General features: G+C 64.1%; 24 protein-coding genes. 9 read left to right on the plus strand and 15 right to left on the minus strand.

Going from position 1 to position 24,876, the window contains the following annotated elements:
* Positions 1-178: 178 nt before the first annotated feature.
* Entirely contained in the window at positions 179-1,399 is a 1,221-nt protein-coding gene (locus tag LCM4576_RS10730; protein WP_071032087.1) for an alanine racemase, read from the minus strand.
* A gap of 207 nt (positions 1,400-1,606) precedes the next feature.
* Here LCM4576_RS10730 and LCM4576_RS10735 point away from each other — a divergent pair, with 207 nt between their 5' ends.
* Positions 1,607-2,527, plus strand: coding sequence for a DMT family transporter (locus tag LCM4576_RS10735; RefSeq protein ID WP_071032130.1), 921 nt, complete (start codon positions 1,607-1,609; stop codon positions 2,525-2,527).
* A gap of 369 nt (positions 2,528-2,896) precedes the next feature.
* Here LCM4576_RS10735 and metF read toward each other — a convergent pair whose 3' ends face one another.
* Complete coding sequence (metF, locus tag LCM4576_RS10740; protein WP_071032088.1) at positions 2,897-3,814, minus strand: methylenetetrahydrofolate reductase [NAD(P)H]; 918 nt, start codon at positions 3,812-3,814, stop codon at positions 2,897-2,899.
* Positions 3,814-4,836, minus strand: coding sequence for a metalloregulator ArsR/SmtB family transcription factor (locus LCM4576_RS10745; protein ID WP_040988091.1), 1,023 nt, complete (start codon positions 4,834-4,836; stop codon positions 3,814-3,816). Before LCM4576_RS10745 ends, metF begins: the two co-directional genes overlap by 1 nt.
* A 140-nt stretch (positions 4,837-4,976) precedes the next feature.
* Between LCM4576_RS10745 and tsaA the strand changes: the two genes are divergently transcribed.
* A complete protein-coding gene (gene tsaA, locus LCM4576_RS10750; RefSeq protein WP_071032131.1) occupies positions 4,977-5,483 on the plus strand; it encodes a tRNA (N6-threonylcarbamoyladenosine(37)-N6)-methyltransferase TrmO in 507 nt (168 codons plus the stop codon).
* Positions 5,480-5,794, plus strand: a complete 315-nt coding sequence (locus LCM4576_RS10755; protein WP_040988087.1) for a DUF2293 domain-containing protein — start codon at positions 5,480-5,482, stop codon at positions 5,792-5,794. Before tsaA ends, LCM4576_RS10755 begins: the two co-directional genes overlap by 4 nt.
* Before the next feature lie 3 nt (positions 5,795-5,797).
* Here the strand turns inward: LCM4576_RS10755 and LCM4576_RS10760 are convergent, their stop codons facing one another.
* Positions 5,798-6,427, minus strand: a complete 630-nt coding sequence (locus LCM4576_RS10760; protein ID WP_071032089.1) for an MOSC domain-containing protein — start codon at positions 6,425-6,427, stop codon at positions 5,798-5,800.
* Positions 6,428-6,607: 180 nt separating this feature from the next.
* On the opposite strand from LCM4576_RS10760, the gene LCM4576_RS10765 reads away from it, so the two are divergent.
* Positions 6,608-7,174: an isoprenylcysteine carboxylmethyltransferase family protein gene (locus LCM4576_RS10765; RefSeq protein ID WP_071032132.1), complete on the plus strand. Its 567-nt coding sequence runs from the start codon at positions 6,608-6,610 to the stop codon at positions 7,172-7,174.
* A 16-nt stretch (positions 7,175-7,190) separates the two neighbouring features.
* On the opposite strand, the gene LCM4576_RS10770 is transcribed toward LCM4576_RS10765, so the two are convergent.
* The 3 genes from LCM4576_RS10770 to ettA all read right to left on the minus strand — a co-directional run bounded on the left by LCM4576_RS10770 (position 7,191) and on the right by ettA (position 10,889).
* Positions 7,191-8,312: a beta-ketoacyl-ACP synthase III gene (locus LCM4576_RS10770; protein WP_071032090.1), complete on the minus strand. Its 1,122-nt coding sequence runs from the start codon at positions 8,310-8,312 to the stop codon at positions 7,191-7,193.
* Between the two features lie 118 nt (positions 8,313-8,430).
* Positions 8,431-9,198 carry a trans-aconitate 2-methyltransferase gene (gene tam / locus LCM4576_RS10775; protein WP_071032091.1) on the minus strand — a complete coding sequence of 256 codons (768 nt, stop codon included), beginning with the start codon at positions 9,196-9,198 and terminating at the stop codon, positions 8,431-8,433.
* A 41-nt stretch (positions 9,199-9,239) separates the two neighbouring features.
* Positions 9,240-10,889 carry an energy-dependent translational throttle protein EttA gene (gene ettA / locus LCM4576_RS10780; RefSeq protein ID WP_071032092.1) on the minus strand — a complete coding sequence of 550 codons (1,650 nt, stop codon included), beginning with the start codon at positions 10,887-10,889 and terminating at the stop codon, positions 9,240-9,242.
* Positions 10,890-11,148: 259 nt separating this feature from the next.
* Here ettA and LCM4576_RS10785 point away from each other — a divergent pair, with 259 nt between their 5' ends.
* A complete protein-coding gene (locus tag LCM4576_RS10785; RefSeq protein WP_083361368.1) occupies positions 11,149-12,426 on the plus strand; it encodes a diguanylate cyclase in 1,278 nt (425 codons plus the stop codon).
* A gap of 24 nt (positions 12,427-12,450) precedes the next feature.
* On the opposite strand, the gene LCM4576_RS10790 is transcribed toward LCM4576_RS10785, so the two are convergent.
* Complete coding sequence (locus tag LCM4576_RS10790) at positions 12,451-13,458, minus strand: ribonuclease T2 family protein (protein ID WP_071032093.1); 1,008 nt, start codon at positions 13,456-13,458, stop codon at positions 12,451-12,453.
* A gap of 194 nt (positions 13,459-13,652) precedes the next feature.
* Here LCM4576_RS10790 and LCM4576_RS10795 point away from each other — a divergent pair, with 194 nt between their 5' ends.
* The 3 genes from LCM4576_RS10795 to LCM4576_RS10805 all read left to right on the plus strand — a co-directional run bounded on the left by LCM4576_RS10795 (position 13,653) and on the right by LCM4576_RS10805 (position 17,486).
* Positions 13,653-14,585, plus strand: coding sequence for an alpha/beta fold hydrolase (locus tag LCM4576_RS10795; protein WP_071032094.1), 933 nt, complete (start codon positions 13,653-13,655; stop codon positions 14,583-14,585).
* Positions 14,586-14,664: 79 nt separating this feature from the next.
* Positions 14,665-15,840 (plus strand): CaiB/BaiF CoA-transferase family protein, encoded by a 1,176-nt coding sequence (locus tag LCM4576_RS10800; RefSeq protein WP_071032095.1) that lies wholly within the window; start codon positions 14,665-14,667, stop codon positions 15,838-15,840.
* Complete coding sequence (locus tag LCM4576_RS10805) at positions 15,837-17,486, plus strand: thiamine pyrophosphate-binding protein (protein ID WP_071032096.1); 1,650 nt, start codon at positions 15,837-15,839, stop codon at positions 17,484-17,486. The genes LCM4576_RS10800 and LCM4576_RS10805 overlap by 4 nt, the downstream gene beginning before the upstream one ends.
* A 45-nt stretch (positions 17,487-17,531) precedes the next feature.
* On the opposite strand, the gene LCM4576_RS10810 is transcribed toward LCM4576_RS10805, so the two are convergent.
* From LCM4576_RS10810 to LCM4576_RS10830, 5 genes are all read right to left on the minus strand, one after another.
* Positions 17,532-17,978: a CHRD domain-containing protein gene (locus LCM4576_RS10810; RefSeq protein WP_071032134.1), complete on the minus strand. Its 447-nt coding sequence runs from the start codon at positions 17,976-17,978 to the stop codon at positions 17,532-17,534.
* 165 nt (positions 17,979-18,143) lie between these two features.
* The gene (locus tag LCM4576_RS10815; protein WP_071032097.1) at positions 18,144-19,115 is read right to left on the minus strand and encodes an ABC transporter substrate-binding protein; all 972 of its coding nucleotides are present in this window, start codon (positions 19,113-19,115) and stop codon (positions 18,144-18,146) included.
* Positions 19,116-19,154: 39 nt separating this feature from the next.
* The gene (locus LCM4576_RS10820; protein ID WP_071032098.1) at positions 19,155-20,309 is read right to left on the minus strand and encodes an ABC transporter permease; all 1,155 of its coding nucleotides are present in this window, start codon (positions 20,307-20,309) and stop codon (positions 19,155-19,157) included.
* Positions 20,306-21,184: an ABC transporter permease gene (locus LCM4576_RS10825; RefSeq protein WP_071032099.1), complete on the minus strand. Its 879-nt coding sequence runs from the start codon at positions 21,182-21,184 to the stop codon at positions 20,306-20,308. The genes LCM4576_RS10820 and LCM4576_RS10825 overlap by 4 nt, the downstream gene beginning before the upstream one ends.
* A gap of 415 nt (positions 21,185-21,599) precedes the next feature.
* Positions 21,600-22,391 carry an ABC transporter ATP-binding protein gene (locus tag LCM4576_RS10830; protein ID WP_071032100.1) on the minus strand — a complete coding sequence of 264 codons (792 nt, stop codon included), beginning with the start codon at positions 22,389-22,391 and terminating at the stop codon, positions 21,600-21,602.
* 116 nt (positions 22,392-22,507) lie between these two features.
* Here LCM4576_RS10830 and LCM4576_RS10835 point away from each other — a divergent pair, with 116 nt between their 5' ends.
* The gene (locus LCM4576_RS10835) at positions 22,508-22,912 is read left to right on the plus strand and encodes a cupin domain-containing protein (protein WP_071032101.1); all 405 of its coding nucleotides are present in this window, start codon (positions 22,508-22,510) and stop codon (positions 22,910-22,912) included.
* A gap of 83 nt (positions 22,913-22,995) precedes the next feature.
* Here LCM4576_RS10835 and LCM4576_RS10840 read toward each other — a convergent pair whose 3' ends face one another.
* Positions 22,996-23,373, minus strand: a complete 378-nt coding sequence (locus LCM4576_RS10840) for a hypothetical protein (RefSeq protein ID WP_071032102.1) — start codon at positions 23,371-23,373, stop codon at positions 22,996-22,998.
* A gap of 2 nt (positions 23,374-23,375) precedes the next feature.
* A complete protein-coding gene (gene hydA, locus LCM4576_RS10845) occupies positions 23,376-24,827 on the minus strand; it encodes a dihydropyrimidinase (protein WP_071032103.1) in 1,452 nt (483 codons plus the stop codon).
* Positions 24,828-24,876 lie beyond the last annotated feature (49 nt).

Here is a 24,876-nt window from a genome sequence, read left to right on the forward strand (position 1 = left end):
ACACCGAACCCGACTTCGCTTCCCGTGCAAAGCCCTCCTTGTGGGAGAAGGTGGATCGGCGCGCAGCGCCGAGACGGATGAGGGGTGTTCCAGCGGAGTGAGACGTTGGCTTTCCCTGGAGCACCCCTCATCCGTCGCCTTCGGCRACACCTTCTCCCACAAGGGGAGAAGGTGGAGCCTAATCCRCCATCGTCTCCAAGCTCGCGAACCCCTGCGGCGCGTCGCCTTCGTCGAACGGCGTCGTCACCTCGACGAACGTGTCGGGGAAGAAGCCGTTGAAGCGGGTCCTGAGCGACAGCGAGTAGGCGCCGATATGGCCGATTTCGATCCAGTCGCCGGTGTCGACCGTTTCCGGCAGCCAGAACGGCCTGGACAGGATGTCGACGGAATCGCAGGTCGCGCCGCAGACCTTGAACGGCACGATGGTCTTCTCGTCGCCATTGCGCGCGCGGATCGCGGGATCGGGGATGAAGCGGGCCGGCAGCGTGATCTTGCCCGTCCATGAATCCGACAGCGAGGCCCAGATGCCGTCATTGATGTAGAGCCGCTTGCCCTTGCGCAACAGCACCCGCACGATGAGCGACAGGCAGCGCGCCACGATCACGCGGCCAGGCTCGGCGACCAACGGCATCTGGTCGAACTGATACTCTTTCAGGTCGCCGGCAAGCCGCGACATAAGCTGGCCGAGCGACGGCATCTCGACCTGCTTGCGGTTGGGATCGTGGCCGTATTCGGCGGGAAAGCCGCCGCCGACATCCAAGCCCGCAATGTCGAAGGTCAGGCGGTTACGCACCCAGTCGGCCGAGGCCAGCGCCCGCTCATAGGTGTCGGGATCCTCGATCTGGCTGCCGACATGGAAGCATAGGCCGACCCTGTAGCCGGTGCGGTTCAGGCGTTCGGCAAGCTCGACCGCATTGGCCGGCCCGGCGCCGAACTTCTTCGACAATTCGTAAGCAGCGTGGCCCTTGGTCTGGATGCGCACGAAGACGGTGATGGCGCCGGGGTCGATGTCGAGCGCCCGCACCACCCGCGTCAGCTTGGTGATCTCGTCCTCATGGTCGAGCGAGATTACCCGGATGCCGTATTTCTCCAGCGCCAGCTTGATGTCCGACTGCGCCTTGACCGGATGCATGTAGAGCATCTCGGCATCCGCCGAGACCGCGCGCACGGCCGCGAACTCGCCGGGCGAAGCGACGTCGAAGGTGCTGACGCCGGCTTCCACCAGCGTCTTCAGCACGATCTGCTCGCCGTTGGTTTTCACCGCATAAGCGGTCTTGCCTGGGAACATGCCCATGAACTGCAGGGCATCCGCCTTCAGCACCTGCGGGCGGAAACAATAGACCGGATCGTCGGGACGAAGCGCCAGTGCCGCATCACGGGCATTTTCGAATCGCTGCATGGACGAATCCTCAGGTCTGGAGCGCGCACAATTAATCCTAGCTAGCCGCCAAAGAAAACAGTTCTGTGTCTGGCGACCCGGAGCGGCCGGTCGCACATTTTGCCAACGCTAAACCAGCAGTCAGGTTTCGGGTGGTCCTTGCCGCCGAACTCGATATCGGTTGGTGAAATGTTGACGGGCTGCGATCGGCCCGGGGAGGAACAGGACATGTCCACTATGGCCGGCGCCGTGCCGACGCGCGGACCGATGACGCTCAAGGATTGGACGCAGCTTCTCCTGCTCGGCGCGATCTGGGGCGGCTCGTTCTTCTTTGCCCGCATTGCGGTGTCCGAGATCCATCCACTGGCGCTGGTGCTGTTTCGCGTCGCCATCGCCGCGATCGCGCTCCAGCTCTATCTGGCGGTGCGCGGCCCGTCGTTCCGGCTCGCCTTCCCGCATGCCGGCATGTTCTTCCTGCTGGCCCTCACCAACAATGTCGTGCCCTTCTCGCTGATCTTCGCCGGCCAGACGCAGCTCGGGGCAGGTGTCGCCTCCGTGCTCAATGCGACGACGCCGTTCTGGACGCTGGTCCTGGCCAATGCGCTCACGACCGACGAGAAGCTCTCCTGGAACAAGCTGGCCGGCATCGCGCTCGGCGTTGCGGGAACAGCCGTAATGATCGGCCCGGGCCTTGTTGCCGGTCTCGGCGGACCGGTCTGGGCCAAGTTTGCGCTGATCGGCGCCTCGGTGTCGTATGCGATCGCCTTGATGATCGCGCGCCGCTTCAAGGGTGTGCCCTCGCCGGTCATCGCCACCGGGCAGTTGACCGCCTCGACCATCATCATGATCCCCATCGTGCTCATTGCCTATGGGCCGGCGGGCTTGTTCTCGGCCTCGCCACCGGTCTGGGCCGCGGTGCTGGGGCTGGCGCTGCTCTCCACCGCCTTTGCCTATATCCTCTATTTCAACCTCGTCGCCTCGGCCGGCGCCACCAATGCCTCGCTGGTCACCCTGATCGTGCCGGTCAGCGCGGTGCTGCTCGGCTTCCTCTTCCTCGGCGAACGGCTGGCGCTGTTCGAGATCGGCGGCATGACGCTGATCGGTTTAGGCCTGATCACCATCGACGGGCGGTTGTTCGGCAAATGGTAGCGGTGTCATGCCACACCGCCGCCACAATTTATTCACAACGGCGAAGCCGGCTTTTGCCGAAGAGTTTCAACGGCTAACGGCAAATTCCAGGTCGCAAATTCCACAATCATGTCGCATTGCAGCACGTTTTCCGCTTGCCTGTGGCACAAATGACCCTAGACTCCTGCCATAGCTCTGAAGAGGAGGCTATGACATGGGACTGACGAGGCCGATCAACGCTTTGATGATTTGTGCCGCATTCGCATTCATCGGTGCCCTTATCATAGGCGTTCTTCCCTGACCCGCCAAAGCCGGGAAGACCAGCACCGAGAATAGTCCAACAGTTCGAGAAGGCCGGGTTCTACCCGGCCTTTTCCATTGCAGCCCGCCTTATGCGGCAGCCGAACCGGCCGCCTCTGCTTCATGCGAGCGGATGCCGATCATGTGGCAGACGGCAAAGACGAGATCGGCGCGGTTCATCGTGTAGAAATGGAAGTCGCCGACGCCGCGTTCGACAAGGTCGAGCACCTGCTCGGCCGCTACGGCCGAGGCCACCAGCGCATGCGTCTGCGGGTCGTTCTCCAGCCCTTCGAAACGTTCGGCGAGCCATGCCGGCACCAGCGCGCCGCAGCGCGACGAGAAATTGGCGACCTGGGTGAAATTATGCACCGGCAGGATGCCCGGCACGATCGGGATATAGATGCCGGCGCGTCGCGCCCGCTCGACATAGCGCTCAAAGAGATCGTTGTCGAAGAAGAACTGGGTGATCGCCCGCGTCGCGCCATTGTCGACCTTGCGCTTCAGCATGTCGATGTCGGTGGCGAAATCCGGGCTTTCAGGATGCTTTTCCGGATAGGCCGAGACCGAGATGTCGAAATCGCCGACGCTCTTCAGCGCCCCGACCAGTTCGGCGCCGTTGGCATAGCCGTCGGGATGCGGGCGATAGCTCGTGCCGACGCCGGCCGCCGGATCGCCGCGCAATGCGACGAAGCGCTTGACCCCCATGTCGGCGAACTCGCGGATGACCGTGTCGACCTGATCGCGCGCGGCGTCGACGCAGGTCATATGCGCCGCCGGCGTCAGCGACGTCTCGTTGAGGATGCGCTTGACCGTGCGCGCCGTGCGCTCGCGGGTCGAGCCGCCGGCGCCATAGGTCACCGAGACGAATTTCGGCTTGAGCGGCTCCAGCCTTGTGACCGTGTCCCAGAGCCTTGCTTCCATCTCATCGGTCTTCGGCGGGAAGAATTCGAACGAGACCCGGACCTTGTCGCCAATATCGGGGCGGCGGGAAAAGCGGAACTGGTTCATCAGGCGGTTTCCCCCATTGGGTATGTCTTGGCAGGTAGCGGGTCGTTGGACGGATCGGCAATCAGCAGGCGGCGGTCGCGGCCGAGCCAGAGCTTGACGGTGAGCCTTGCCTCGTTGCCGCCACGCGGCTCGAACTCCTGGCTGTCCTCGAGGTCGAGCCCGGCCTCCGAGAACCAGTCCGACATCTGCCGGTCGGAGAAGCCGAGCCGCATATGGGCGTGCTGGTCGCGCAGGAATTCGAGATTATGCGGCGCGAAGTCGACGACGATCAGCCGGCCCGATGGCCTGAGCAGCCGCGCCGCTTCGGCGATGGCGCGGGCGGGGTCGTCGAGATAGTGCAGCACCTGGTGGATGGTGACGAGATCGAAGGCGTTGCGCTCGACCGGCGGYGAGAAAATGTCGCCCTGGCGCACCTGCGCATTGGCGATGCCGGCCTTGTCGAGATTGGCGCGCGCCACGCTCAGCATCTCGCGTGACATGTCGATGCCGACGCCGCGCCGGTAGAGCGGCGCGAAGATCTCGAGCAGCCTGCCCGTGCCGGTGCCGAGGTCGAGCATCGACTGAAACGGCCGCTTGCCGACGAGCCTTATGAGCGCGGCTTCCACCGCCCTGTCCGGCACATGCAACGAGCGGATATGATCCCAGCTCGCGGCATTCTCGGAGAAATACTCGGCGGCCCGGTCCTGCCTTTTGCGCTTCACCGCCGCCAGCCGCTCGAGATCGCGCACCACCTGCGGATCGGCCTCGCTTATGCCCGACACCAGGCGCTGCACGAAATCGCGCGAATTATCGATGTCTGTCAGCCTGAAGAAGGCCCAGGACCCCTCTTGGTAGCGGCCGATCAGCCCGGCATCGAGCAAAAGTTTCAAATGGCGAGAGACCCGCGGCTGCGATTGCCCAAGGATTTCCGTGAGGTCGGAAACGGTAAGATCACCGCGCGAAAGCAGCACCAGGATGCGGAGCCGGCTGGATTCGGCAGCCGCCTTCAATGTATCTACCATTGTGTCGAGCGAGACATGCATGAGCGGGTTCTCGTTGAAAGATATAAAGATATGTTTATGTCGATTTTGAAACCCTGGCAAGTGCTATGTCGCTTCCGGACAAGAAAATGGCGCAGCCGTGATCCGCGCCTGGCAGACGGTTCTTCAGCGGGATGGTGAGGATGTTCGAGACGCGCGAAGGTGAAACGCTTCTTGCAGCCGATCCGGCAAAGTTGCGGCCGGACGGCCATGTCGTCTTCATCGGCCGCATCGTTTCGCCGTGGGCCAGTCGCGGGGATTGCCCCAAGAACATGCGCACAGCCCGCGAAACCGGGCGGGCCGCGACGGTTCTGATCGATGAGCCCTATCGTCCGGGGCTGCAGGACCTGGAACGCGCCAGCCACATCGTCATCCTGTCCTGGCTCCATCACGCGCCGCGGAATCTGATTGTGCAGAAACCGCGCCATGCGGCTGAACCGAAAGGCGTTTTCTCGCTACGCTCCCCTGCCCGGCCGAACCCTGTCGGCCTGCATGCGGCGAAGCTTGTCGGCCTCGACGTCGAGGCCGGCCGGATCGGGATCGACGCCATCGATGTGCTGGACGGCACACCGATCATCGACATCAAGCCTTATTATGCTTCCACGGATGCCTTCCCCGAAGCGACCATTGCCGGGCGCGGCGAGAAATGAGCGCCCCCACTGGCCGACGCCGCGCCATCGCCAAGGCGCTGACTGCGCTTCTTCCCCTCGCGCCCTATGCCGACATGGAAAAGATCCGCGCCGACGCCGGTTCGGTGCACATGAAGACCCTGCCGCCGACGATCGCGGTGTGGCTGGCGACCATCGCCCATGTCCGCCATGCCCACACCGACTACGAAAAACTGCTCGCCGAAGGCTATGACCGGGATTCGGCACGCTTCTTCGTCATCGAGCAGACCAATGTAGTGCTGACCCGATGGCGGGCCACGCGCCTGCTCGAGGAAGACGACGAGGACGAATAGGCGTCAGGTCCGATAGATCCACTGCTCGGGCACCCGCACGGAAATCTCTTCGCCGGCGCGAATGACGCCCGGCTTCTCGACCCAGGCGACAAGGCCGCGCAGCCGCTTCGCCTCCTTCGGGAAAAGCAGYGCCGTGGCGTTGAGATCCGCAGCGCCGACATGCTCGGYGATCGACTGTCCGGCAACGCGGCACGGCTTGTTCTGGCCGTCGACCTTGAGCGTCACGCCACCCTTGAAGAACAGGAGCGAACCGGCCGGCAGCATCGACAGATGCGGCACGCCTTCGATCACAAGATTGGCGCCGATCCACTCCGGCTTGATCTCCTTGAGCCCCATGCGTTGGGCGACGGTCTCGAGCTCGTCCGCCGCGACCAGCGACAATTGCCGTTCATTGCGCATCTCGGTGCCGCGCGGATACCAGGGCTCGCGCCCGCCGGAACGCCGCGTTGYGCCTGCATGGAAGTCGCCTGCGATACCGTCGAAGCCGAGCTTCAGTTCCTCGACTGCCTGCGTCTCGAAATGATCGTGCGGGGCGGCATAGAGCGCCGCCGCCTTTGCCGTCAGCTTGCGGCCCGGCACGATGTCGGCCGCCGGTTCCGCCACGGGGAAAAGCTCAAGGTTCGTTTCCTGCATGCCGCTGGTCTAAAGGTGCCAACGAATACGGTCCAGTCGAAAGCGCTGATGATCCGGTCACACCGTTTGATAGCGATCACGATCTTCTTACCGCAAGTCCCTTTCGTCGGCCGCGGCAAGCCGCAATGCTGCCGCGCCGGCCGCATAGACGATCGCGCGCAATGGGGAGGAGGCTCRATCATGCAGGTTGGACACACTGTCGCGGCGCTCTGGCTGTTCTGGGTGGTATCCTGGCTTCTCGCCGCTGCCTGGGCAGATCCCGCGCAAAAGCGCGCAGATATCAAGTCGGAGGCGCGCTACCGCGTCTTTTGGGTGGCCGGCACCGTGCTGATGTTCGTGCCGGCACACGGCTATGTCGGCAGGCTGCGACTCTGGACGCCGACGCTCACCGAGGCCTGGATTTGCGTTGCGCTTATCGCCATCGGCATCGCCTTCGCGTGGTGGGCGCGCCTGCATCTCGGCCGCTTGTGGTCCGCCAACGTCACCGCCAAAGCCGATCACCGCGTGGTCGATACCGGCCCCTATGGCCTGGTGCGCCACCCGATCTATACCGGACTGATGCTGTCGGTGCTGGCCACAGCGGCCGTCAAAGGCACGATATGGGGTATCGCAGGCGCGGCGCTGCTGCTCGTCGGCGTCGTCATCAAGGCCAGGCTGGAAGAGAGTTTCCTGCGCGGCGAGCTCGGCCCGGCCTATGACGATTACGCCAGGCGCGTGCCGATGCTGGTGCCCTTCGCACCAGCTTGACGCTGCAGGACGTGCTTCACAGCATCCTGAGCAGCGCGCCGCCGATCGAATAACCGGCGCCGAAGGCGCAGATCAGGCCGAAATCGCCGGCCTTCATGTCGGCATGGTTCTCCGACAGCGCCACGATCGCGCCGGCGCCGGCGGTGTTGCCGAGCCGCTCCAGCACCATCGGCGCGCGGTCATGGTCGACATCGTGGCCGAAGGACAGTTTCAAGATCATCGCATTCATGCGCGCATTGGCCTGATGTAGCCAGAAGCGGCGGATGCCCTCCGGCGTCAGGCCATGCTCGGCCAGGAACTCGACAATGAATTTCTGCCCGGCGACGGTGACTTCCTTGAACACCTTGTTGCCGACCTGCTTGATGAGGTTGCCTTCCAGGTTGATCATGTAGGGATCGTTCTGGGCGGTGCGCGTGTGGTAGCCGAGATTGGTGCGGATGTTGTTCGACATCTGCGTCCAGGTGYGCGTGTCAAGCACCTCGAACCGCCCGGGCCGCTTTTCGCCCTGCGCCAGCCCCTCGACGACCATGGCGACCGAGGCGTCGCCGAAGATGAAATGCGTCTGCCGGTCGCGGAAGTTGAGATGCCCGGTGATGATCTCCGGCGTCGACACCAGGATGCGCTTGTGCGCCCCTGCCCTCACCAGGTTGACCGCGACATGCAGCGCCGCCGCGGCGGAGGAGCAGCCGAGCCCCATGTCGAAGCCAGCGCCCTTGGTCCCCAAGGCCTCCTGCATCTCGATGGCAATGGCCGGATAGGGCCGCTGATGATGCGAGGCCGAGCAGATCACCAGATCGATGTCCGACCCGTCGACGCCTGCATGGGCAAGGGCCTTCCTGGCCGAGGCGATGCCGAACTCCGCCTCCAGCGACAGCGCGTCGTCCGGCCGCGCCGGAATGCGCGGCGCCATGCGGGTCGGGTCGAGGATGCCCTCGCGCTCGATGACATGGCGGCTCTTCACGCCCGAGGCATGCACGATGAAGTCGCTGTCCGATTTTTGCAGCAGCGGCTCGCCGGTTTCGGCGCGGCGCGCATTCTCCGCGTCCACCCAGCTGTTGAAGCTTGCGACCAGCTCTTCATTGGTGATGACGGGTTCAGGGATTTCRGCGCCGATGCCGCTGATGATGACGCGATGCATGTCCTATCCGTCCGAGGGGAAGCAAGTCGTGCCGAGGCGAGGCGCTACACTTGTCGCATTTGCCGGGTTTATTCCAGCTTAATTCGACAACCGCCGCTGGCATTCAGGTGGTGGATGCTCAGGCGCGCTTAGCGACGATGAATATCCGTGGAAAGCGCAGCAGCACCTTGCCGCTCGCGGTCTTCGGATAGGCCTTGGCGATCTTGGCCGTGTAGCTGTCCAGAAACAACTTCTTCTCACCCGGATCGAGCGGATCGAGGAACGGCTTCAACCCGGTCGACTTGACCCATTCGACGATCGCTTCGGCATCGGCCAGCGGATGGTTGTAGATGGTGTGCCATATGTCGAGCCGGTCGGCGAGCGGCGACAACAGATCGTAATAGAAGGACACCGGCGGCAGCGGGGCGCGCGCGGCGCCCTTGAGCTTGGCCGCGAACGGCACTTCCGTCGCTGTCTCGCGCATCAGCTGGTGCGAGGCTTCGCCGAGATTGTCGGGCATCTGGACAGCCAACGCACCGCCCGGCGCCAGAAGTCCCATCAGCCGTTGGAACACCGCCGGATGCTCCGGCAGCCACTGGAAGACGGCATTGGCGAAGATGACGTCGACGGGATGCTCGGGCTGCCATCCGGCGGCATCCGCCAGCTCGAAATTGACGTTGGGCAGCCGCGCCCTCGCCTTCTCGATCATGTCCGGCGAGGTGTCGAAGCCGCTGACCTGAGCATCCGGCCAGCGCTCGACCAGAAGCTCGGTGGAGTTGCCCGGGCCACAGCCGATGTCGACGACGCGACGCGGAAAATCGACCGGCACCTGCGCCACCAGGTCCCGCGCGGGCCGCGTGCGCTCATCCTCGAACTTCAGATATTGGGCGGCGGACCAGTCAGCCATTTGAGAACCTCGCTCTTGTTCGCCGCCCYTTTGGACCGATGCTACCGCGTCAGCCGCTTGTGCGTCATGCGGTGCGGGGCGRCCGCTTCGGCGCCGAGGCGGYGCAGCTTGTCCTTCTCATATTCCTCGAAATTGCCTTCGAACCATTCGACATGCGCGTCGCCCTCGAACGCGAGCATGTGGGTCGCCATGCGGTCGAGGAACATACGGTCGTGGCTGATGATGACGGCGCAGCCGGCATAGGCTTCGAGCGCGTCTTCCAGCGCGCCCAGCGTTTCGGTGTCGAGGTCGTTGGTCGGTTCGTCAAGCAGCAGCACATTGCCGCCCCCTTTGAGCATCTTGGCCAGGTGGACGCGGTTGCGCTGGCCGCCCGACAGGTTGCCGACCTTCTGCTGCTGGTCGCCGCCGCGGAAGTTGAAGGACGAGCAGTAGGCGCGGCTGTTGACCTCGTGCTTGCCGAGCTTGATGACCTCGGCGCCGCCGGAGATCTCTTCCCACACCGTCTTGTTCGGGTCGAGCGCGTCGCGGCTCTGGTCGACATAGCCGAGCCGCACCGTCTCGCCCTTGCGGATCGAGCCGRCATCCGGCGTCTCCTGCCCGGTGATCATCTTGAACAGCGTCGTCTTGCCGGCGCCGTTCGGGCCGATGACGCCGACGATGCCGCCCGGTGGCAGTTTGAACGACAGGTTCTCGATCAGCAGTTCGTCGCCAAAGCCCTTGTTGAGGCCTTCGACCTCGATGACGACATTGCCGAGGCGCTCGCTCGACGGGATGACGATCTGCGTGTCGGTCGGCTTGCGGCTMTGCGACTGCTCGACCAGTTCCTCATAGGCCTTGATACGCGCCTTGGACTTGGTCTGGCGCGCCTTGGGCGAGGACTGGATCCACTCGCGCTCGCGCCAGATTGCCTTCTGGCGGGCATCGTCCTCGCGGCCTTCCTGGATCAGGCGCTTGGCCTTGGCGTCGAGATATTTGGTGTAGTTGCCCTCGTACGGAATGCCGCGGCCGCGGTCGAGCTCAAGGATCCAGCCGGTGACGTTGTCGAGGAAGTAGCGGTCGTGGGTGATGATCAGCACCGACCCCGGATAGTCGCGCAGGTGCTTTTCCAGCCATTGCGTGGTCTCGGCGTCGAGATGGTTGGTCGGTTCGTCGAGCAGCAAGAGGTCGGGCTGTTCGAGCAGCAGCCGGCACAGCGCGACGCGGCGACGCTCGCCGCCCGACAGGTTGGTCACTTCGGAGTCCGGCGGCGGGCACTGCAGCGCGTCCATGGCCATCTCGACCTGCTGCTCCAGGTCCCACAGGTTGAGGCGGTCCATCTCGTCCTGGAGCTTGGCCGACTCGTCGGCCGTCTCGTCGGAATAGTTCATCATCAGCTCGTTGTAGCGCTCGATGATGGCCGTCTTCCTGGCGACRCCGTCCATGACGTTTTCGCGCACGGTCTTGCCTGCGTCGAGCTGCGGCTCCTGCGCCAGGTAGCCGACGGTCGCGCCCTCGGCCAGCCACGCCTCGCCCTGGAACTCCTTGTCGAGCCCGGCCATGATGCGCAGGATCGTCGACTTRCCCGAGCCGTTGGGGCCGAGAATGCCGATCTTGGCGTCCGGATAGAAGGACAGGTGAACATTATCGAGCACCTTCTTGGTGCCATAGGCCTTCGACAGGCCGGACATGTGATAGATGAACTGGCGAGCCACGCGCGCTTTCCCTGGAAACTGAAGTGTCAAGGTGGATGGGGGTTTGCGCGCTATGTAGGCGATGAAGCGCCGAACGGCAATCGCTTTCGGCACGAGACGGCCAATCCGCGCATTTGCCGGTTTGCCCCAAAGTCCGTCGACAGCTTTCGTCGCCCCCCCAATCGTGCGAAAGAAGCGGTTAACCATTCGCCTTCAAAACGATGCTAGGCTGGGAAATCGCGGCCCTGCCGCGGTTTCGGGGAAGGATCGGATCGACGACGTGCTGAACGGTGCCTTGCTCCTTGCCGAAGCGGTTCTCTATTTCGGCGCCATGGTCACGCTTTTCCGCTTCCGGCGCCGCATCGGGCTTGGCGTGTTCATCTGCGCGCTCGGCGTCATGCATTTCCTCGAAACCTATCTTGCCAGCGTCTTCTATGTCGCGCTGCCGTTCGGGCTGGTGTCGCCGGGTTCCGCGGTGCTCTTCTCCGGCAAGCTGGTGATGATCCTCCTGCTCTACATGAAGGACGATGCGGCGACCGTCCGCCAGCCGATCTACGGCCTTCTCCTCGGCAACGCCCTGATGATCGGCCTGGTGCTGATCCTGCGCCTGCACGCCGTTTCCACGCTTCCCGACGGCAGAATGCCCAACATCGCCTTCATCGACGAGATGGGCTGGCTGATGGTCTGGGGCACCTCGCTGCTCTTCATCGACGCCATCCTGATCATCCTGCTCTACGAGAAGCTCGGCGCCTATCTGCGCGCCAGGCCGTTCATGCGCATCCTCGCATCGGTCGCCTGCGTGCTCACCTTCGACCAAGCCGGCTTCTTCACCGCGCTGCATTTCGTCGCCGGCGCGCCCATCGAGGTCTTCTTCGGCGGCTGGCTCGCCAAGATGGGCGCAGCACTTGCCTATAGCGGCATGCTCGTCGCCTATCTCAAATGGGTCGAGGACAATGATGTCGCGGTGCCGCGCGGCCTCTCCGACATCTTCGACACCCTCACCTATCGCGAGCGCTACGAAGCGCTGATCAAATATGTCGGCCGCGACGGCCTCACCGGCTTGCTTCATCGCGGCAGCTTCGATGCCGACGGCGAGTCCRCCGTGTCGGCCGCCATCAGGATGGGCAAGCCGCTCAGCCTGCTCATCGTCGACGTCGACCATTTCAAGTCGATCAACGACCGCTTCGGCCACGCCGAGGGCGACAAAGTGCTGAAATCGATGGCTGTGCTGCTGGCCGAGACGGCCGGCGGCAACGATCAGGTGTTCCGCATCGGCGGCGAGGAATTCGCTGTGCTGACGCAACAGTCGCACGCGCCCGCCAGGCTGCTCGGCGAGACCATCAGGAACGCCGTCAAGACCTCGGCGCACACCAACCGTTTCAACATCACCGTAAGCGCCGGCGTCTCCACCGTCAGCGAAACGACGCGCTGCCTCGCCGACATTTTCGCGCTCGCCGACCAGCGCCTCTACAAGGCCAAGCTGAGCGGCCGCGACCGCGTTGTCGGCGAGCCCGGCAGCGAGGCGATCATCTTGCAGGCGGCCCCAAAATCGGCCTGACTTCGGCCTGACCGAAACTGCCGCTTACTGGAAGCCGATCGCGTCGACCGTGCCCTTCGGGCAACCGGCCTTGGCTGTCGGCGCCGACGCCATCAGGAGATCGGCGAGCTTGCTGTCGGCGTTGATCGGACCAGACAGGCCGAGCGTGATCTCACCGATCAAACGCCTGCCGCTCGAGGGGTCGACCAGACAGGACACGCGCACGCGGTCGCCCGCGCCGGCRCCGAAGGCTTCGTTGAAAGCGCCGCGGATTTGGTCCGAGGTCAATTGCTTGCCGATGTTCTTGTTGAAGAGATCGCGCACTGYGGAGGCGTTCACCGCGCGCATCAGATTGAGCGCGTCTGAAAAATACTCCTRCTGGTTCTTGCCGTAGCAGGTGCCGTGCTTGATCCATTCGTGGCGCTCGAGCTTGGAGGCCGTGCCCGGCATCACCTGGTCGAGCTCGGCGCGCGTGTTGGCGTCGAGATCGACCGGCGGCAGGTCTCCCCAATGCGCCGGATTGTCATTGGCCTTGTCGCTCGCCGACACCTGGCAATAGAAATTGCCGTTCGGCTGCGGCCATAGCCCATGCAGGGTGAAGTGCGACGCATCGAACTCGCTCGGGCTCTGGGCCTTGCATTCGGGCTTGCTGGCCTTGGTCTCGCAGAAAGCCGGCTGCCAGCTCAGCGCAAAAACATATTCAGGTTTTCCGGAGGCTGACGACGGCTTGGTCTGGCTGGAGGGCGCCGGCGTGGCGGAAGCRCTGCCGCCGGTGACATGGCCGCAACTGATCTTCACCCAGCGCCGCTCCGGATCAGCTCCAGGCACCTGGATCAGATAATGGGTGGGCTCGTCCTTGTTGCCGGCAAGGAGATCGTAGCTCTTCCCGGCTTCGGTCGAGATGTTGCCTGGATTCTTGCCGCTCTTGATGGCCTGCGTCGCCGGACACGCGCTATCGGACACGAAAGTGCCGCTCATCTTCACGTCGGCATGCGCCACTCCGGCACCAGCCACAGTCAGCGCTATCGAACCCCACAATGCCCAAACCCGCATCCCGCTCTCCCGGCGATCATTGAACCGTATTGGATTCGTCACACTAGAACAGCCGACGTGTCAGAATTGCGATCTTTTTCGCCGCGCGAAAAAACAATCCCCAGCYGAACGCTTTCGTCGGCGTGTCCGCAAGCACGCTTGTCCACTTGACGCCGGCAAAGCCGTCGCCCAACAGTCTCCGGGGGGAGCGAGACATGCCATTCGACAAGCAAACCAGCCTGGCCTCACCGACCGGGGCTGAGCTCAACCTTTATGTGAGAGAAGCCGCCGGAAATCCGTGCGCCGTGGTCCAGATCAACCACGGCCTGGCCGAGCACGCGGCGCGCTATGCGCGCTTTGCCGATTYCCTCAGCCAAAGAGGTTTCCACGTCTATGCCCATGACCATCGTGGCCATGGCGCGACGAAGGCGCCCGACGCGCCGCTCGGCAAATTCGCGGATACCGGCGGCATCGCCAAGGTGATCGCCGATGTCGACGCCGTTCACGACCTGATCGCGACCGAGCATCCGGGCTTGCCGGTGATCGTTTTTGGACATTCGCTGGGCGCGTCCGTCGCGCTCAACTTCGTGCTGCGCCACTCCGGGCGTGTCCATGCCGCCGCGWTCTGGAACGGTAATTTCTCGCAAGGCCTGCTCGGCCAGCTGGCGCTTGGCATTCTAGGCTGGGAGCGGATGCGGCTCGGCTCCGACGTGCCCTCGCGCCTTCTGCCCAAGCTCACCTTCCAGGCCTGGGGCAAGGCGGTGCCCAACCACCGAACCCTGTTCGACTGGCTGTCGCGCGACCCCGTCGAGGTCGACAAATATGTCGCCGACCCGCTCTGCGGCTGGGACGCCTCCATCTCGATGTGGCGCGATGTCGTCAATATGGCGCAGCACGCCGGTAAGGATTCCAGTTTCGCCGGCGTCCGGCGCGACCTCTTCGTCAATCTTGTCGGCGGCGAGAAGGACCCGGCGTCGGACTACGGCAAGGCCGTCCATCACCTGGCGAAGCGCATGCGGGCAATGGGCTTTTCGAATCTGGTTTCAAAGGTTTACCCGGAAACGCGGCACGAAAGCCTGAACGAGGTCAATCGAGACGTCGTCATGGACGATTTCGCCGCATGGGCCGACGGCGTGCTGAAATCCTGACGCGGTGGCCTATCGCATGGGTCGTGACACGGCGGGTGCGTGTTGATAGAGGCTGCGCTTTGTTTAACCACGGTGATCCATGGCAGAACCTCCGCTGAAAGGCATCCGCGTTATCGAACTCGCCCGCATCCTGGCCGGTCCCTGGGCCGGGCAGTTGCTCGCCGATCTCGGCGCCGATGTTATCAAGGTCGAGAGCCCGGATGGCGGCGACGATACCCGCAAATGGGGTCCGCCCTTCGTCATGAGCCATGACGGCGAGAACCTCTCGGCCGCCTATTACCACTCCTGCAATCGCGGCAAGCGTTCGATCGCCGTCGACTTCTCCAGGCCTGAGGGCGCCGAGACGCTGCGCAAGCTGGTCGCCACCGCCGACGTGCTGATCGAGAACTTCAAGCTCGGCGGCCTGAAGAAATACGGCCTCGACTATGACAGCCTGAAGGCGATCAATCCGCGCCTCGTCTATTGTTCGATCACCGGCTTCGGCCAGGACGGACCCTATGCGCCGCGCGCGGGCTACGATTTCATCATCCAGGCCATGGCCGGCATGATGTCGATCACCGGCGAGCCGGGCCGCGAGCCGCAGAAGGCCGGCGTCGCCATCTCCGATATCTTCACCGGTCTCTATTCGGTGATCGCCATCCAGGCGGCGCTTCGCCATGCCGAAAAGACCGGCGAGGGCCAGCACATCGACATGGCGCTGTTCGACAGCCAGATCGCCGCGCTCGGCAATCAGAACCTCAACTATCTGGTTTCCGGCAAGTCGCCGGTGCAGATGGRCAATGCGCATATGAACATCGCCCCTTACGAGGTCCTGCCGGTGCGGGATGGCCACATCATCCTGGCGGTCGGCAATGACGGGCAGTTCGGCAAGTTCTGCGCCGCTGTGGGCCTTACAGATCTACCCGCCAATCCGGATTTCGCCACCAACCCGGCCCGCGTCGCCAACCGCGTGAAGCTGCGCCAGACGATCGTCGAAACCCTCGCCACTTGGGATCGCGATCCGCTTTTGGCAAAGCTCGAGGCAGCCGGCGTCCCGGCGAGCCCGATCAACACGATCGGCCAGATGTTCGCCGATCCGCAGACGATCGCGCGCGGCATGCGGCTCGACCTCGACGACGGCCATGGCAATCGCCTGCCTTCGGTGCGCGCGCCGATGGTGATGTCGGGCACGCCGCTCGTCTATGAGCGCCCCTCGCCGCGCCTTGGCGAGCACACGCAAGAAATCCTTGCCGAACTGGAGAGATCAGCAAAATGAAGACCGGCGGACAACTGATCGTCGAGGCGCTCGAGGCGAACGGCGCCGACCGCATTTTCTGCGTTCCCGGCGAATCCTATCTCGCGGTGCTGGACGCCCTGCATGACTCTTCGATCCGCACCATCGTCTGCCGCCAGGAAGGCGGCGCCGCGATGATGGCCGACTGCCAGGGGAGGCTGACCGGCAAGCCCGGCATCTGCTTCGTCACCCGCGGCCCCGGCGCCACCAACGCCTCGGCCGGCGTCCATATCGCCATGCAGGATTCGGTGCCGATGATCCTGTTCATCGGCCAGGTCGCCAGCCATGCCAAGGAGCGCGAAGCCTTCCAGGAGGTCGACTACAAGCGCTTCTTCGGCGACATCGCAAAATGGGTGGTCGAGATCGACGATGCCGCGCGCATCCCCGAATTCGTCACCCGCGCCTTTGCAGTCGCGACCTCGGGCCGTCCCGGCCCGGTTGTCATCTCGCTGCCGGAAGACATGCTGACCAGCGAGGTCGAGGCACCGCAAGCGCTGCCGCACACACCGGTCGAGACACGTCCGGGCGAAGCCGAGCTCGATGCGCTGCAGATGCTGCTCGCCAATGCAAAGCGTCCCTTCGTCATTCTCGGCGGCACGCGCTGGAACGAGGAAGCCGTGGCGCATATGCGCACGATCGCCGAGGCCTGGTCGCTGCCGGTCGGCTGCTCCTTCCGCCGCCAGATGCTGTTCGACCATCTGCATCCGAGCTACGCCGGCGATGTCGGTATCGGCATCAATCCGAAGCTGGCGGAGCGGATCAAGCAGGCCGACGTGGTGCTTTTGATCGGCGGTCGCCTGGGCGAGATGCCGTCCTCGGACTACACGCTGCTGAAGAGCCCTTATCCCGACCAGGCGCTGGCGCATGTCCATGCCGATGCCGGCGAGCTCGGCCGCGTCTACCGGCCGACGATAGCCATCAACGCCTCACCCGCCGCCTTCGTCGAGGCTTTTGCCAAGCGCAAGCCCGCCGCTAGCCCTTCCTGGGCGGCAGAGACGGAAAAGGCGCATACCGCCTATCTCGAATGGTCGACGCCGCCGCAGACCGGCCCTGGCCCAGTGCAGATGGGTCCGATCATCGAGCATCTCGGAAGAATCCTGCCGGAAGACGCCATCCTCACCAACGGTGCCGGCAACTACGCCACCTGGGTGCATCGCTTCTACCGCAACCGCCGCTTCGGCACCCAGGCCGCGCCCACATCCGGCTCGATGGGCTACGGCACGCCAGCCGCGGTTGCGGCCAAATCACTGTTCCCGGACCRCACCGTGGTGGCCTTCGCCGGCGACGGCTGCTTCCTGATGAACGGCCAGGAGTTCGCGACGGCCGTCCAATATGACCTGCCGATCATCGTGATCGTCGTCAACAACGGCATTTACGGCACGATCCGCATGCATCAGGAACGGGAATATCCGAGCCGCGTCGTCGCCACCGAGCTCAGGAACCCGGACTTTGCGGCGCTGGCCCGCGCCTATGGCGGCCATGGCGAAACGGTGGAAAAAACCGCCGACTTCGCGCCGGCCTTCGAACGCGCGTGCGCCAGCGGCAAGCCGGCGATCGTCGAGATCAAGCTCGATCCCGAGGCGATCACGCCGACCCGCACGCTGACGCAGATACGCAATAAGGCCTGAGCGCCGGCCCGCCGACTTCCGAATGGATCGCGATTCTGTCGGGCGCTACATCGCTTCGCCTGACTTCTCGATCTGCCCGCGGATCTCGCCGTCCTTGTTCTTGGCGGTATGGACGTTGACGTAGTATTTGCCGGCCTCCAGGTCGGCCGCTTGCGCGTCCGTCAGCGTCGCCGATCCCTTGATCGGGCTTTTCAGCTTCTTGAACGGGATGACCGGATCCGCATTCGCGCCCATATCCGCCGGCCCGTGGATGTGGGCGGCCACGGCAGGCCCGCTGAGGCCGGAATATTTGACGTTCCAGCTGAGCTTCTTGCTGGTGGTGTCGAAGGTGAGCGTCGCGGTGCCCTTGCCCTTGGTGGTGACGGGCGGGCTCTGCTGGCTGCCGTCGAGCGTCGCCTTGAACTTCATCGTCTCGGCCATGGCCGGCGATGCGAGAAGTAAGGCGGTCGAAGCAGCCAAAGCCGAAAGCATCGGTACGGATAGGATGCGCATGAAGACCTCCGTTGATTGCAGCATCCTTGGCGGCTCCCCGGCGCACGGATGCGCCAATTAACGGCTGGATCGCAGGAAGTATCCCGGCACACGCACATTTTACCGGCGGGCACGAAAAAGGGGCGGTCGCCCGCCCCTTTCCACCTTCCGCGTTGAGAGCCGAGCTTACTTGATCGCCTTGTCGGTGATCGCGGTCGTGTAGGCGCCGCTCGCCTCCTTGCTGATGATCTTCTRGTCGAGCAGCGCCTTGGCGGTGCGCTCGTAAGCGGCCGGGATCAGCTTGCCGTCGGCATTGTCGATCAGCTTGGCCACTTCCTTCATCATGAACTTCTGGTGGTTCTCGTCCTGGCCGCCGGCGTCGACGACGATCTCAGCCGCCTCGTCGGTGTTCTCGGTGGCGTATTTCCAGCCCTTCATCGAGGCGCGCACGAAACGTACCATCTTGTCCTCGAAGGCCGGGTCCTTGAGCTTGTCCTCGAGCGTGTAGAGCCCGTCCTCCAGAAGGTCGTTGCCCATCGCCGAGTAGTTGAACACGACAAGGTCTTCCGGCTTGTAGCCGGCGTCCAGCACCTGGCCGTATTCGTTATAGGTCATGACCGAGATGCAGTCGGCCTGCTTCTGGATCAGCGGCTGCACGTCAAAACTCTGCTTGAGCACGGTGACGCCGTCCGGGCCGCCATCGGTCTTGAGGCCGATCTTGTTCATCCAGGCGTAGAACRGATATTCGTTGCCGAAGAACCAGACGCCGAGCGTATGGCCCTTGAAGTCGGCTTCCGTCTTGATCGGCCCGGCCTTGGGGCAGACCAGTTCCATGCCCGCCTTCTTGAACGGCTGGGCGATGTTGACGAGCATAACGCCCTTGTCGCGGGCCGCGAGCGCGCCGCCCATCCAGTCGACGATGACGTCGGCGCCGCCGCCGGCGATCACCTGTTCCGGCGCGATATCCGGGCCGCCCGGCTTGATGTCGACGTCGAGGCCTTCGGCGTCATAGAAGCCCTTGGCCTTGGCGACATAGTAGCCGGCGAACTGGGCCTGCGTGACCCATTTCAGCTGCAGCGTCACCTTGTCGGCGGCCATCGCCTGGAAGGCGGCCAGCGACATGGCGCYGGCCAAAGCAGAAATCAGCAGTCTTTTCATGTTGTTACCCTCTGAAGTTAGCACCCAAACCCACCGCCCCTATCCACCTCGGACAGAGGGATGCCAAAACGTGACGGCTCTCTCGACGAGAGCGACCACGCCATAAAAGACCGAACCCGCAAGGGCTGCAACTGCGATTTCGGCCCACACCATGTCGATGTTCATCCGCCCGACTTCCGTCGAAATGCGGAATCCCATGCCGACCAYGGGCGTGCCGAAGAACTCCGCGACGATGGCGCCGATCAGCGCCAGCGTCGAGTTGATCTTCAGCGCGTTGAAGATGAACGGCATTGCCGCCGGAAGCCTGAGCTTCAGCAAGGTCGGYCAATAGCCCGACGCATAGGTGCGCATCAGATCGCGCTCCATATGCCCGGATGCGGCGAGCCCCGCGACCGTGTTCACCAGCATCGGGAAGAAGGTCATGATGATGACGACCGCGGCCTTGGACGGCCAGTCGAAGCCGAACCACATGACCATGATGGGCGCCACGCCGATGATCGGCAGCGCCGAGACCATATTGCCGATCGGCAGCAGCCCGCGCCGCAGGAATGGCACGCGGTCGGCGAGGATGGCGACGGCGAAGCCGGCGAGATTGCCGACGATGTAACCAATGAGCACCGCCTTGAAGATCGTCTGCCGCACGTCCGACCCCAGGATCGGCAGCGAGTTGGCGATGCGCGCGCCGATGGCGCTCGGCGGCGGCAGAAGGATGAAGGGGATGCCGGCGCCGCGCGTCACCGCTTCCCAGATGATCAGGATCCAGGCCCCGAAGATCGCCGGGATGATCAGGCGCAAGGCGTTCCTTGAGACGCTTTCGCTCGGACGTAACGAGGCGAGCAAGGCAACGCAGCGCCAGGCAAGCAGCCAGGCAGCGGCGAGCAGCAGGAAATACGGCGCCAGCGCCGTGCCTTCGAAACCGGCTATGCCCTTGATCAGGAGCCAGGCGGCGGCATGGGCGCCGACGAACAGCACGATGGCCTCGACCATCGGCGTCAGCTTTGTGACCGAGACCAGTGCCGCGAGGAGCAACAGCCCGATGATCAGCCCCTTCGCGCCCATATAAGGATACGCGAGCGTTGCGGCCGGCTCTGCCAGCGCGGCGGCTTCCGGCTTCGTCATTGCGCCGAGCGCGAAGGCGATGAGGCTGAGCGCAATCGCCAGCACCGATTGCCAGGACGGTTTCAACCAGATCATGCCGGCCTCCCGCCCATGGCGCGGTCGACAAGGCGGCCGGCGACGCCGACCACCATCACCAGCAGCGCCGCGACGATGGAGCCCGCGACCAGAGCCGACCAGATATCGATGGTCTGGCTGTAATAGGCGCCGGCGAGCAGCTTCGCGCCGATGCCGGCGACCGCTCCCGTCGGCAATTCACCGACGATGGCGCCGACYAGGCTTGCCGCCACCGCCACCTTCATCGAGGTGAACAGGAACGRCACCGACGCCGGCACGCGGAGTTTCCAGAAGGTCTGCGAAGCGCTGGCATTGTAGGTATGCATCAGGTCGAGATGCATGAGCTCGGGCGAACGCAGGCCCTTCACCATGCCGACAGCCACGGGGAAGAATGACAGATAGGTCGAGATCAGCGCCTTGGGGATCAGGCCGGTGATGYCGATCGCCGCCAGCACCACGATGATCATCGGYGCCACCGCCAGGATCGGAATGGTCTGCGAAGYGATGATCCACGGCATCAGGCTGCGGTCGAGCGTCGCCACATGCACGATGCCGACCGCGATGAGGATGCCGAGCGCCGTGCCGAAGGCGAAGCCGAGCAGCGTCGAGGACAGCGTCACCCAGGCGTTGTAGACCAGGCTGCGGTTGGACGTGACGGACCGCAGGAAGGTGTTTTCGAAGAAATTCACCGCCACCTGATGCGGCGCCGGCAGCGTCGGTTTCGGCTGCGACAGCGTCTTGCCGATGAACTCGACCGCGCCGGGCGTCTCATTGCCTCGTTGATCGAGATCGCGCTGGAACGGCGCGTTGAGGATCACGGCAAAGACGTACCAGAGCACCACCACGCCGGCGAGGATGGCGGTGACGGGGATGATTTTCGAGCGGAAGGAGTCCATCTAGCGGCGCCCTCCTCCTCTCCCCAGCGGGGAGAGGGTGGCCGGAGCGAAGCGAAGGCCGGGAGCCTTGGTTGCCATTGCGGCGGCGCTAGCGCTCTTCGTCATCCTAGAGCGGAGCAGGTATGTAGCGGCCTGCGCGACTGGAGCCGCCCACCGCCATCTCGTCATCCTAGGGCGGAGCAAGGAGCGAAGCGACGCAGCGCAGACCCTAGGATCCATGCCGTTACTTCTCCGCTCCGCAGCGGTGCAGAATACAGCTCCCCGCGCCCTGCGGCGGTTAGCGACCATTCTGCACCGTTTGGACCCTTCGGCCGGCGCCACGGCATGGATCCTAGGGTCTGCGCTCCGCTTCGCGTCGCTCCGCCCTAGGATGACGAAGGCGTGGGAGCTTCGTCCGCACTGATTCGCCCTCCCCTCAATCATCATAGCTGTGCCCAGCCCTCAGGCCATCCCGCACGCGCGCGGCGATCGCCAAAAACTCCGGCGTCTCGCGGATGTCGAGCGGGCGCTTCCGCGGCAGCGTCGATTCGATGATGTCGGTGACGCGGCCGGGCCGCGGCGACATCACCACGATGCGGGTCGACAGGTACACCGCCTCGGGGATCGAATGGGTAACGAAGCAGATCGTCTTGTTGGTCCGCGCCCAGAGGTCGAGAAGCTGCTCGTTCAGATGGTCCCGCACGATCTCGTCCAGCGCGCCGAACGGCTCGTCCATCAGGAGCAGGTCCGCATCGAAGGCCAGGGCGCGCGCGATCGAGGCGCGCTGCTGCATGYCRCCGGAAAGCTGCCAGGGATATTTCTTCTCGAAGCCCGAGAGGTTGACGAGCGCCAGCGTGCGCTTGATGCGTTCCGCCTGCTCGGCCTGGCTCAGGCCCATGACCTCCAGCGGCAGCGCCACGTTGCGCTCGATCGTGCGCCACGGGAACAGGGCGGCGGCCTGGAACACATAGCCGTAGGAGCGCTTCTCGCGCGCCTGCTCGGGCGTCAGCCCGTTGACGGAGATCGTCCCCGAGGTTGCCTTCTCCAGGTCGGCGATGACGCGCAGCAAGGTGGTCTTGCCGCAGCCGGACGGCCCGATGAAGGAGACGAATTCGCCCTTGCCGATGGTCAGATCGACATTGGACAGCGCCTGCACCGGACCGTCATTGGTCTGGAAGGTAAGGCCGAGCTTGCTTGCCGAAACGACGGCTGGCGGCTGTTCGATCATTGGCTGCAGCCTGCCTTTCGCAGCCGCCGCGGCGCTGTCCGCAATCCGGTTGATTTTATGATAGCGTTGCTTTCCACTCGTCCTGTCCCACCCGATCGACGCCCGGAGCCTTGCCGATGCCGCCTAAACCCACCTGTCATCTCATTCGCCCGGAAAGCACCTATCAGGGCAAACAGGGGCTGAGTTATTTCGCCGGCATCGCCGCCGAGACTGTCGGCTCGTCCGGCATCTGCATGCATCTTCTCACCATGCCGCCCGGCGCCCGCGCCAAGGCGCATATGCATGAAAGCCATGAGACGGCCATCTACGTGCTCTCGGGCGAAGTCCACACCTGGTACGGCGACCGGCTCGAGCATCACATCGTCGTCAAGGCCGGCGACCTCTTCTATATTCCGGCGGGCGTTCCCCATCTGCCGGCCAATCTGAGCGGCGCCCCGTCCTCGGCGGTCATCGCCCRCACCGATCCCAACGAACAGGAAAGCGTCGTCCTGCTGCCGGAGCTGGATGGGCTTGTTGCCTAGGRCATTTTGCAGCCAAGCGGCGCTTGGCGTCGCATAAATGCGGCCRGAACGAATACGTCTCACAGGAACTGACGGGATCGCCGTCATTTGCATCGCGCGACTTCGCCCATCACATTGCCGTCCTCGTCGGACACCACCAGCTTCTTGGCATTCTTCGCACTGCGCTTGATGGTGAATTTGGCCGGCGCCTGTCCCTCTTCGCCTTCGGCCTCGCATTTTGCCGTCACCACCAGCGATCCGTCGGCCTGGGCCTGCTTGTCGCTGAAGGTGCAGGCGCTGGCCGCCGTGATCAGTTCCTTGTCGGTCAAAAGCAGCATCTTGTCGGCAGCCACTTCCTGGCCGTTCTTGTTGATGCAGCCATATTTGTCGCCATAAGGCTTGCTGAGGTCTATGCCCCCAGCGACTGCCTGGCTGGCGGCCAGCACAGCAGTCGCCGCGATCGCAAGATGAAGAGCCCGCATGGTCAGACGCCGGTGGCCGGAATGCCGGTCCGCTCCACCTTGCGCGGCGCGGAAATCTCTTTCCAGGTCGACAGCGCCCGGTTGACCGCGGCGTTCGGCTCGCGAGCGACGAACTCGCCATGGCCGGCCTTGGCCTTGACGTCCGCTTCCTCGGTCGAGAGTTCGCCGCGCGAGAAGACGAAGCGCGGCAGGCCGGTCACCTCGACGCCTTCGAAGACATTGTAGTCGATCACCGATTGCTGCTTCTTGGCCGAGATCGTCTTCTTGCGCTTCGGGTCCCAGACGACGATGTCGGCGTCGGCCCCTTCGACGATCGCGCCCTTCTTCGGGTACATGTTGAGGATCTTGGCGATGTTGGTCGAGGTCACCGCGACGAACTCGTTCATCGTCAGCCGCCCGGTGTTGACGCCTCTGGTCCACAGCACCGGCAAGCGGTCTTCGAGCCCGCCCGTGCCGTTCGGGATCTTGGTGAAGTCGCCGACGCCGTTTCTTTTCTGCTTGGTGGTGAAGGCGCAGTGGTCGGTCGCCACCACCTGCAGCGAGCCGGCCTGCAGGCCGGCCCACAGCGAGTCCTGGTGCAGCTTGTTGCGGAAGGGCGGGCTCATCACACGGCGCGCCGCGTGGTCCCAGTCCTTGTTGAAATACTCCGTCTCGTCGAGCGTCAGATGCTGGATCAGCGGCTCGCCGAACACCCGCATGCCCTTCTGGCGGGCGCGGCGGATCGCTTCGTGGCTCTGCTCGCAGGAGACATGCACGACATAGAGCGGCACACCGGCCATGTCGGCGATCATGATGGCGCGGTTTGTCGCCTCGCCTTCCACCTCCGGCGGACGCGAATAGGCATGGCCCTCGGGGCCGTTGTTGCCGGCGGCCAGAAGCTTTTGCGAGAGCGCCGCGACAACGTCGCCATTCTCGGCGTGGACAAGCGGCAGCGCGCCGAGATCGGCGCAGCGCTGGAACGACGCATACATCTCGTCGTCGTCGACCATCAGCGCACCCTTATAGGCCATGAAGTGCTTGAACGAGGTGATGCCCCGGTCGACGACTTGAGCCATCTCGTCGAACACCTGCTTGCCCCACCAGGTGATCGCCATGTGGAAGGAATAGTCGCAGGAGGCTTTCGACGTCTTGTTGTCCCACATCTGCAGCGCTTCGAGCAACGACTGCTGCGGCGCCGGCAGGCAGAAATCGACCACCATCGTCGTGCCGCCGGAGAGCGCGGCGCGCGTGCCGGATTCGAAATCGTCGGCCGAATAGGTGCCCATGAACGGCATTTCGAGATGGGTGTGCGGATCGATGCCGCCCGGCATGACATAGCAGCCCGTGGCGTCGAACTCGTGGTCGCCGTGCAGATTGGAGCCGATGGCGACGATCTTGCCGTGCTGCATCAGCACGTCGGCCTTCCACGTGCGGTCGGCGGTGACGACGGTGCCGTTGCGGATGACTTTGGTCATATCTGTTCCCCTGTTCTTTCGCGCTTCTTGGCGAGCGGCGTTTCGAGGT

Origin of the sequence: Mesorhizobium sp. LCM 4576, assembly GCF_001854815.1 — a bacterium.
Taxonomy (GTDB): Bacteria; Pseudomonadota; Alphaproteobacteria; order Rhizobiales; family Rhizobiaceae; genus Mesorhizobium; species Mesorhizobium plurifarium.